Here is a 9,391-nt window from a genome sequence, read left to right as displayed (position 1 = left end):
GTCACGAGTCGCACCAAGCATGCAGCAAGAGCTATGGCGCGACTCGTGACGGGACCCCACCGCCGGTACCTCTTGTCAAAGACGGCTCGCCTGCGGCATCGCACCCATCGTGCGGCTCGCCTTCGGCCTCGCGCCGGTCTGTTCACCCGCACTGCCCTGCCCGTGCCGCCGATCGGCGTATCCGCAGGCCCCGCTCGTATAACGACTCGGGAAGCTGGTCACCTTGCAAGTTTTGTGGCGCGCGTACCCGGGAATCGTTCATGTATGTCCAGATTACGTACCTCCAGCGGCCGCGGCACGGCTTCCCGCGTGATCAGCGGCATCGGCGCCCTCTTCGCCTTCATCGAGGTCCTCTACATCCTGATGATCGTGCTTGGCGCCAACGCCGCCAACGCGTTCTTCAAGTTCATCCAGTCCCTCGCCGAGCCCCTCGCGTTGTTCTTCCCGGGTCTGTTCAACACCGGGAACTACAACCTCGACGTGTTCCTGAATTACGGTCTGGCCGCCGTGTTCTGGCTGGTCGTGACCGGTCTCCTCGCGCGTGCGGTGTCACGCTACTGAGGAGTAGTAGATTCCTGACCTATGCGAACGCGAGTGGTCGGGATCGCCGCAGGAGTCATCAGCTGGGTCGGCCTCGCGCTGGCGGTGGTGCTCGTCGTTCACGTCGTGCTCACCGTCGGCGGGGCCAATCCTGACAACCTCATCACCAGCACGGTCAAGGAGTTGGCCGAGCCGCTCGCGCTTGCCTTCAAGGACCTGTTCAGTCCTGAGGACGCCAAGTTGCGGGTCATTGTCAACTTCGGGCTGGCCGCGTTGTTCTGGCTGGCCGTTCGAGCGATCGTCCTCAAACTCGTGAGGCGTCTGAACTAGGTTCTTGTTCATGGCGCGTGACGACTTCTGCAACAACTGCGGTACCGGGTACGGCGACACGTCCGCGTACCCGCGCAGGTGCGACAACTGCGGCGTGATGGTGTGGGCCAATCCCTCGCCCGTCGTGGTGTTGCTGGTGCCCGTGAAGGACGGGGCTCGTACCGGGCTGCTCACCGTTCGGCGGGCCATTCCGCCTGTCGGGGAGTTGGCGTTCGTCAGCGGGTTCATGGAGCGCGGCGAGTCTTGGCAGCAGAGTGCCGTGCGGGAGCTTGAGGAAGAAGCGAACGTGCGGATCGCGCCGGAAGGCTTGCGGCCCTTGCACTTCGTGTCGACGCCCGACGGTGGCACCGTGCTGATGTTCGCTGCCGCGCCCGCGATCGACGTCGAGGACCTCCCGCCCTTCGTGCCCAACGACGAGGCTTCGGAGCGGAAGGTCATCTTCGAACGCGTGCCGCTCGCCTTTCCGTTGCACGACGAGGTGGCGGAGCAGTACTTCTCAGCCGAGCAGTGATTGGCCCCAGGTTCCGGTGAAGACCGTTTCGCTCAGCGGGTGGCGCTTGCGTTCGCGTTGCTCGCGGGCCTGAAGGTCCTCCGGGAGGTCCGTCACGGAGCCTGGCCGTCCCAGTGCCATGGCGACCAGCGGGCGGACATCTTCCGGCATCGCGAACGCGGTGTGGGCGGCTTCTCGGTCGAAGCCGCCCATCATGTGCGAGATCAGGCCGAGGTCGACCGCCTGCAGGGCCATGTTCTCCATCGCGAGGCCCAGGCCGAACTCGACGTTCGGGATGTGGCCGCGGTCGTCGGCGGTGATCACGCAGCCGATGAGCAGCACCGAGGCGCGTAACGCCCAGGTCTTGTTGCCGCGCGTGAGGACCTCGAAGATCGCGTCGAACGTCGGGGTGCCCCGCACGCCCACCAGGAAGCGGGCCGGTTGGCTGTTGCCGTGCGACGGGGCCCAGCGGCCCGCCTCCAGCACGGCGTGGAGGTCGGAGTCGGAAATCGTTGCGTCAGGGGAGAAGGCGCGAGGGCTCCAGCGCTTCGAGATCAGCTCGTTCATCAGATCGCATACTGCCAAACGGCGAGGGAGTAGGCGCCGAACCACGCGCTGAACAGCGTCGCCATGCCCAGGACGGTCAGGACCGTGGACGGGCGGCGGCGGGCGAGGACCAGCGCCAGGGGGAGCAGCAGGGTGAAGGCCGGGACCAGCAGGCGTGCCTTCGAGTTCATCAGGCCGTTCGAGCCGAGGTCCATGACCAGGACGCCGATGCCGTACGCGATCAGCGGCCACTCCAGGCGGCGCTGGAACGCGTAGAAGACCAGCACGACGGCGCACGCCAGGAGCCAGACGGTGCCCGTTTCGAGGAGCGAGCGCGGGTTGCCGAGGTGTTCGCCGACGAACGCCCAGGTGGCGGCGCCGCCGTCGAACTTCGAGCCCCAGCCCCGTTGCTGCACGCCGAACCACCCCATGAGGTCGCCTGTGCGCACCGCCACCCAGCCGAGGTAGCCGAGCAGGCCGAGCGGGGCGATCGCGCCGCCTACCCAGGCCCGCCAGTCCTGCCTGTCGGCGATCACGGCCACCAGCGCGGCCACGCCGACGGCGACGATCAGCGCCGCCGCGGTCGGGCGGACCAGGCCCGCCGCCGCGCAGCAGACGCCGGCGAGGATCCAGCGCTTCTTGACCACGCCGACCAGCGCCCACACGGCGAACGCGCAGAACGTCGCCTCCGAGTAGGTCATCGACAGCACGACGGCCATCGGGGACGCGGCGAAGAGCGTCACGAAGATCAGGCCCGCGCGGTTCGAGCCGTCGCGGACCACGCGGCCGAGGACGAACAGGCCGTACGCGCAGAAGATGCCGCTGATCAGGCTGACCGCGAACGCCGCGCCGACCACGTCCACGCCCGGCAGGCCGTCGACCCACCTGATCAGCGCGGGGTAGCCGGGGAAGAACGCCAGCGGGGTCTCGGCGGTGCGGCGGCCGAACGCGTCGAACGGGGGTGACGGCACGCCGTCGTAGCCGCCCGCCGCGATGCCGAGGAACCAGTCGCCGTCCCACGACTTGAGGTTGTCGACCGACGTGTCGGCCTTGCCGGTGAGCCCGTTCTGGTACTCGACGACGAGCTGCAGCACGAACAGACCGACCTGGCGGACGATCAGGAAGATGAGCGCGGGAGCGGTCCAGAGAGCCGCCGGGTGTCTGAGCGCGTCGGCGATCCGTGAGCGCGCATTGCTCTCATGCACGGCTGCTGGGGCCTCCACGACATCGGCGCTCGACGACACCCGGACAGAGTAGTCACGCGCATCACGGCTCCAATGTCTCACCAGGTGGTCCGGGTAGGCTGCCTTCGACGTGGGGTTTTAGTCGCGCGAAGGAGGTCAGGTCGGTGGCGCTCGTCGTCCAGAAGTACGGCGGTTCATCGGTGGGAAGCGCCGAGCGGATCAAACGCGTGGCCGAGCGCATCGTCGCGACCAAGAAGGCGGGCAACGACGTCGTCGTCGTGGTGTCCGCCATGGGTGACACGACTGATGAGCTGCTCGATCTCGCCCGCCAGGTCTCGCCGGTGCCGCCCGCCCGCGAACTCGACATGCTCCTCACCTCCGGTGAGCGGATCTCGATGTCGCTGCTCGCGATGGCGATCAACTCGCTCGGTGCCGAGGCGCGCTCCTACACGGGCTCGCAGGCCGGCGTGATCACGACGTCGGCACACGGCAAAGCGCGGATCATCGACGTGACACCGAGCCGGATCCAGGACGCGATGGCCGAGGGGGCCATCGTGATCGTCGCCGGCTTCCAGGGCGTCTCCCAGGACTCCAAGGAGATCACCACGCTCGGCCGCGGCGGCAGCGACACCACCGCGGTGGCGCTCGCGGCCGCGACGAAGGCCGACGTGTGCGAGATCTACACCGACGTGGACGGCGTCTACACGGCCGACCCGCGCATCGTGCCGAACGCGAAGAAGCTCGACACGATCACCTACGAGGAAATGCTCGAGATGGCCGCCTGCGGCGCCAAGGTGCTGATGCTCCGCTGCGTGGAGTACGCCCGGCGCTACAACGTCCCCGTGCACGTCCGCTCTTCGTTCAGCAACAAGACCGGAACCATCGTGTCCGGTTCAGTGGAGGACCTTCCCGTGGAACAGGCGATGATCACCGGCGTCGCGCACGACCGGTCCGAGGCCAAAATCACCGTGACGGCAGTTCCCGACCACCCCGGCATCGCGGCCAAGATCTTCCGCGTCGTCGCGCAGGCGGAGCTCGACATCGACATGGTCGTGCAGAACGTGTCCCAGGCCGCGTCCGGCCGCACGGACATCACGTTCACGCTGTCCAAGGACGACGGCCCGCGCGCCGTGGCGGCGTTGGAGAAGGCCCGCGGCGAGATCGGGTTCGACCAGGTCCTCTACGACGAGCACGTCGGCAAGGTGTCGCTGATCGGCGCGGGCATGCGCTCGCACCCCGGCGTCACGGCGCTGTTCTGCGAGGCGCTGGCCACGGCCGGCGTCAACATCGACATCATCTCCACCTCGGAGATCCGCATCTCGGTCATCTGCCGCGACACCCAGCTCGACGACGCCGTCCGTGCCCTGCACGACGCGTTCGACCTGGGCACCGACGAAGAGGCCGTCGTTTACGCAGGGACTGGACGATGACCGCACCCGTTCTCGCGCTGGTGGGCGCGACCGGTGCCGTGGGCACCGTGATGATCGACATCATGAACACCCGCTCCTCCGTGCCGTGGGGCGAGATCCGGCTGATCGCGTCCGCGCGCTCGGCGGGCAAGAAGATCAACGTGCGCGGCCAGGACCTCACGGTCGTCGCGCTGTCGCCCGAGGCGTTCGACGGCGTCGACATCGCGATGTTCGACGTGCCGGACGAGATCAGCGCCGAGTGGGCGCCGATCGCGGTCGAGCGCGGTGCCGTCGCGATCGACAACTCCGGCGCGTTCCGCATGGACGCCGACGTGCCGCTGGTCGTCCCCGAGGTCAACGCGGACCAGATCAACGAGCGCCCGCGCGGCATCATCTCGAACCCGAACTGCACGACGCTGTCGATGATGGCGTCGCTCGGCGCCCTGCACCGCGAGTTCGAGCTCAAGGAACTCGTCGTGGCCTCCTACCAGGCCGCTTCCGGTGCCGGCCAGTCCGGCATCGACCGCCTGTACGCCGAGATCGCGGCGCTGGCGGGCAAGGAGGCCGGTGTGTCGGCGGGCGACGTGGCGCAGGCGCTGGCCGCGGCCGGTCTGTCCGCGGAGGACTCGCCGTTCCCCGCCCCGCTGGTGCTGAACGTGGTGCCGTGGGCCGGTTCCCTGAAGGACGGCGGCTGGTCGTCCGAGGAGCTGAAGGTCCGCAACGAGGCCCGCAAGATCCTCGGCATCCCGGACCTGAAGGTCTCCGCGACGTGCGTGCGCGTCCCGGTGGTCACGACACACTCGCTGTCCGTCCACGCGACGTTCGCCCGCGAGATCACGGTCGAGGCCGCGCACAAGATCTTCGAGTCGCAGCCGACGATCGTGCTGGTGGACGACCCGGCCGCGCAGAAGTTCCCGACGCCCGCCGACACCGTGGGCGAGGACCCGACGTACGTGGGCCGCGTCCGCCAGGCGCTGGACTTCCCGAACACGCTGGACTTCTTCGTGTGCGGTGACAACCTGCGCAAGGGTGCGGCGCTGAACACCTACGAGGTCGCGGAAGAGCTCGCGAACCGCCTCTGAGTTCGGTCGCCACGAAGCCTGGTCATCGTGTGATGACCAGGCTTCGGCCTTCAGCGCTCAAGAAACTGGTCATCCTGAGGGAGCGACCAGACGGCGCGGGGGTCGTTCGGGGACTTTCCGTTCCAGCGAATGAGCCGGAGATCCTCAAGTGCCTTGAGACGAGTTTTTGTTGCAGGTCGGCTCAATCCCAGAGCTTCTGCGATCTCTCCTGTGCCCAGAGGGCTGCCTGCGGAGCGCAGGACGTCCAGCACGCGCTGGCTTCCCTGAGGCAGCTTTGCGGCGATACGCGGGTCCAGCCGCTGCATGTCGACAAGTATGAGTCGCACACTCCCTGCGGTCTGCTTGTAGACGGGATCTGTGAGACCTACCCGTCGCATCTCGGCGAAAATCCGCCTGATTCCCTCTCCGAGCTCCTGGCCGATGCGCAGGTCGGCGCAGACTCGGGCGATTCGAGGGTTTCTCGCGAACCTGCTGATTTCAAGCGGTCGTTGGGGATTGGCGAGGCCGGGGAAGCGTCCAGGACTTTCGATCTCGACGCGGTTGGGGAAGATCTCAACCCGAATGTGATCGCCGGCCAGGCTGTAGGACCGATGCACGACAGCGTTGACCAGACCTTCCAGCCATGCGTCACGGGGAACTATCGAGTGAGACTCGAAGGTTCCCGACTCTCCAAGAGAGCGTCGCTTCGGTATCAGCTTGTCGATCGCCTTGCTCGCCTGCTGGATCGCGAGCGGGATCGGCCCTTCGGTTCGCACGTCGGCACCGTCTTCGACGGCCAGGGTGGCCCCTGCGCCTCTCTCGGTGGTCAGGTACCGGATCACGCGTATGTATGCCTGAGGGTGGGAAATTTGTGGAGTTTTGCCGAACAGCAGGTATCCGGCATTTGTGATCTTTCCCTTCCTGGTCAGCAGGCTGCGCGCGGAAAGGAGGCTCTGCGGGGTGCTCGACGCTCCCGTGACTCGCTTGTATTGGATGAGCAGCTTGGCGTCGAGGTCGGACATCGTTATGCCCTCGGCTTCGAAGCCGTCGTACTGGCTTTGTCCTTTGTCGAAGTGCAGTTCCTGTCGCTGGTTGAAGTTGAGCTTCCGCGATTCGTCTCCGATGCGGAGGAAGCAGTCTCCTTTTTGTGTCTCGTGGACAACTTCGCTGGGCTCGATGCGTACGACGAGGAGGTGGTCTACGTGGCCGTCACTGTTGATGCACTCAACTTCTACGAATCTTGTTCTGACTGGTGGTGAGGTGAAGTCAACAGGTACCTGCCGGAAGTCGTTCAACTTGCGCCTGTGTGCGGCAACTCCTTGGACTTTCCCGTTGTGCAGGCCGATGACGATCGTTCCGCCCTCGGCGTTCGCGAAGGCGACGATTGCCGGCGCCAGGTCACGAGGCTCGAGCAGGATGCTCTTCCGGTCGAACCACTGATCTTCGGGAGCGGCCAGAAGGAGGCTTCCTACGTTGCTCTTCGCGGCTGCGAGCGCGGTCTCGACCTCGTTGATCGTCACCGTCCTACTCTAAACTTCTTCGAGTAGCCCGGAAGAACGATGGCTCGCTCGGAGGCACCGGATGCTTGCAAGTAGGTTTCAAGTAGCAGGCCCGTAGGATGTGTTTATGCAGTTCAGGGCCTTGCGGAAGGTGCCTGGCCGAGTTGCGACTAGGTTCAAGTAGCCAAGCGGATCCGCAGCGGTCGGCGGCGACCCGACGTACATGAGCCGCGTGCATCAGGCGCTGGACTTCGTGGCGCCCGAGCGCGTTCACCGCCGCCCGGTAGGGTCGGATCGCGATGGGGGACATTGAGTGGATCAGGCCGCCCCGCCTCGACCAGGTCGTGGCCGCCTACCAGGGTTTCGCTTTCGGCGCGGGTGTCCGAACAGGACTCGTCGGCCAGCTGGCCGCGTGTTCGGCGGAGGACCCGGCGCAGGCGTTGGCGCAGTGGTCGGCGGGACCGGGCGCGCAGCCCGACCTGGTGTCCCGGCAGAGCGCCCGTGACCTGGTCAAGAACACCTACCGGGGCAAGATCACCTCGCAGGGGCCCGGTGCGTTGATCTGGGCGCTGCCCGCCGCCGTGCAACGGCTCGACGAGGACCGGATCCGCGAGCTCGTCGCCCTCACCCACGGCGAGGACTCCCCGGCCGCCGAGGCCGTGATCACGCTGGCCTCGCACCTCTTCACCACCGCGGAGCTCGACCTGCCGGAGGCCGACCCGTTCACCGCCGCGGGTGCGCTGGCGCAGGCCGTTCGCGGTGAGGGACGCGGTGTCGCGCGGGCCATCGCGGGCGCGCTCGAAGGCGGGCCCGAGCACGACGTCCGGCACGTCGCCGAAGAGCTGTACCGGAGGACGTGGTGACAGCGCTGACGCCGATGGAACAGCTCCTGCACGAGCACGAGGACGACGTGGTCGGCTTCGGGCAGAACGCCGCGCACGGTGAGCTGCTCATCCCCGGCGAGGTCCTGATGGGCGAGCGCGACGTTCTTGAGGTTTACACGGACGAGTCGCGGCTGCCCGCGGGCGTCGAGCAGTGGATCCGGCTGCCGCTGCACACGATCCTGAGCAGGCTCGTGGCCAGCAAGCCGAAGCTGCACGTCAACCCCGGCGGGCCGGTCGAGGCCGAGTTCGACTTCGTGGAACTGGCCGACGCCGCCGGGCAGCACATGCGGATCTGCGGGTGCGGCGAACGGCCGTCCGCCACGCGGGAGGCGGCGCGGTGGGTCGACGGCGAGGGCCGCCGGTTCTTCCTGGTGCCGCACGACGACTCGCGGCTGCGCGGGTGCCTGATCGGTGGCGCCATCGGGGACGCGCTCGGCGCGAACACGGAGAACCTGCCGATGGAGGTCGTCCACGAGCGCCACGGCCCGGACGGCATCACGGACCTGCCCGAGAAGCCGGACATCACCGACGACACGCAGATGACGCTGTTCACCTTCGAGGCGGTCATCCGCGCGCACGTGCGGGAACGCGTCACCGGCGAACGCGACATCACCACCGTCACCCAGAACGCCTACCAGCGCTGGCTGCATACGCAGAAGACACCGTGGGACAAGGCACGCGGCCCACACTCCACTGTGGACGAACCAGACGGCTGGCTCGTCACGCACGAGGACCTCTTCCGGATGCGGGCGCCCGGACTCACGTGCACGAGCGCGTTGCAGGAGTACGCGAGCACCGGCGAGCAGGCCACGATCACCAAGCCCGTCAACAACTCCAAGGGCTGCGGCGGTGCCATGCGGGTCGCGCCGGTCGCCCTCACCGACGACGACCCTGCCGTCGTGTTCGCGCTGGCGGCGGCCAACGCGGCACTGACGCACGGCCACCCGAGCGGGTACCTGTCGGCGGGCGTGTTCGCCGTGCTGGTGCACCAGCTGTTGCGCGGCAAGGACTTGCTCGAAGCGCTGGACGTCTCCGTGAACGAACTGGTCCGCCGCAAGGACCACGAGGAGGTCGTCGCGGGCATCGAGCACGCCGTCGAACTCGCCGCGCTGGGCGACCCTGGCGTCGCGCGGGTCGAGGAACTGGGGCGCGGCGGCGTCGGTGACACGGCGCTGGCCATCGCCCTGTACTCGACGCTCGTCACCGACGACCCGAACGAGGCGTTGCTGCTCTCGGTCAACCACGGCGGCGACAACGACTCGACGGCCTCCATGTGCGGCAACCTCGCCGGCGCGCTGCACGGCGTCGGGAAGATCCGCCAGGACTGGGTCGAGCGGGTCCAGTTCCGCGACCTCGTCGACAGGATGGTGGCGGACTGGGACCTGGAGACCAGCGCCGCCGCACCCGTGACGCAGGAGTGGTTCGTCCGGTATCCGCCGTCGTAGGGT

The 9,391-nt window shown here is 67.5% G+C and carries 10 protein-coding genes; 7 read left to right on the top strand and 3 right to left on the bottom strand.

What is annotated here, in order from left to right; translation table 11 throughout:
* The first annotated feature begins 264 nt into the window (after nt 1-264).
* Genes ACFWN2_RS44995 through ACFWN2_RS44985 form a run of 3 tightly spaced genes read left to right on the top strand, consistent with a single transcriptional unit; the run spans nt 265 to nt 1,381 of the window.
* On the top strand, nt 265-561 hold the full coding sequence (locus tag ACFWN2_RS44995; protein WP_382436865.1) for a hypothetical protein: 297 nt from the start codon (nt 265-267) through the stop codon (nt 559-561).
* A gap of 33 nt (nt 562-594) precedes the next feature.
* On the top strand, nt 595-870 hold the full coding sequence (locus ACFWN2_RS44990) for a hypothetical protein (protein WP_382436864.1): 276 nt from the start codon (nt 595-597) through the stop codon (nt 868-870).
* Between the two features lie 10 nt (nt 871-880).
* On the top strand, nt 881-1,381 hold the full coding sequence (locus tag ACFWN2_RS44985; protein WP_382436863.1) for an NUDIX domain-containing protein: 501 nt from the start codon (nt 881-883) through the stop codon (nt 1,379-1,381).
* On the opposite strand, the gene ACFWN2_RS44980 is transcribed toward ACFWN2_RS44985, so the two are convergent.
* Nucleotides 1,367-1,927 (bottom strand): nitroreductase family protein, encoded by a 561-nt coding sequence (locus ACFWN2_RS44980; RefSeq protein WP_382436862.1) that lies wholly within the window; start codon nt 1,925-1,927, stop codon nt 1,367-1,369. The two genes, ACFWN2_RS44985 and ACFWN2_RS44980, sit on opposite strands and share 15 nt — an antisense overlap.
* Nucleotides 1,927-3,111: a hypothetical protein gene (locus ACFWN2_RS44975; RefSeq protein ID WP_382436860.1), complete on the bottom strand. Its 1,185-nt coding sequence runs from the start codon at nt 3,109-3,111 to the stop codon at nt 1,927-1,929. The genes ACFWN2_RS44980 and ACFWN2_RS44975 overlap by 1 nt, the downstream gene beginning before the upstream one ends.
* 143 nt (nt 3,112-3,254) lie before the next feature.
* Here ACFWN2_RS44975 and ACFWN2_RS44970 point away from each other — a divergent pair, with 143 nt between their 5' ends.
* Together ACFWN2_RS44970 and ACFWN2_RS44965 are read left to right on the top strand one after the other, a co-directional pair.
* Entirely contained in the window at nt 3,255-4,520 is a 1,266-nt protein-coding gene (locus tag ACFWN2_RS44970; RefSeq protein ID WP_382436859.1) for an aspartate kinase, read from the top strand.
* Nucleotides 4,517-5,581, top strand: coding sequence for an aspartate-semialdehyde dehydrogenase (locus ACFWN2_RS44965; protein WP_382436858.1), 1,065 nt, complete (start codon nt 4,517-4,519; stop codon nt 5,579-5,581). The genes ACFWN2_RS44970 and ACFWN2_RS44965 overlap by 4 nt, the downstream gene beginning before the upstream one ends.
* Nucleotides 5,582-5,631: 50 nt before the next feature.
* On the opposite strand, the gene ACFWN2_RS44960 is transcribed toward ACFWN2_RS44965, so the two are convergent.
* Nucleotides 5,632-7,080, bottom strand: coding sequence for an ATP-binding protein (locus ACFWN2_RS44960; RefSeq protein WP_382436857.1), 1,449 nt, complete (start codon nt 7,078-7,080; stop codon nt 5,632-5,634).
* A gap of 278 nt (nt 7,081-7,358) precedes the next feature.
* Here ACFWN2_RS44960 and ACFWN2_RS44955 point away from each other — a divergent pair, with 278 nt between their 5' ends.
* Both ACFWN2_RS44955 and ACFWN2_RS44950 read left to right on the top strand, forming a co-directional pair.
* Nucleotides 7,359-7,922 (top strand): hypothetical protein, encoded by a 564-nt coding sequence (locus ACFWN2_RS44955; protein WP_382436856.1) that lies wholly within the window; start codon nt 7,359-7,361, stop codon nt 7,920-7,922.
* The gene (locus ACFWN2_RS44950; protein WP_382436855.1) at nt 7,919-9,388 is read left to right on the top strand and encodes an ADP-ribosylglycohydrolase family protein; all 1,470 of its coding nucleotides are present in this window, start codon (nt 7,919-7,921) and stop codon (nt 9,386-9,388) included. Before ACFWN2_RS44955 ends, ACFWN2_RS44950 begins: the two co-directional genes overlap by 4 nt.
* Nucleotides 9,389-9,391: the final 3 nt, after the last annotated feature.

The organism is Lentzea sp. NPDC058436, assembly GCF_042721515.1.
Lineage (GTDB): Bacteria > Actinomycetota > Actinomycetes > Mycobacteriales > Pseudonocardiaceae > Lentzea.
This window is presented reverse-complemented; position numbering and strand designations above follow the sequence as displayed.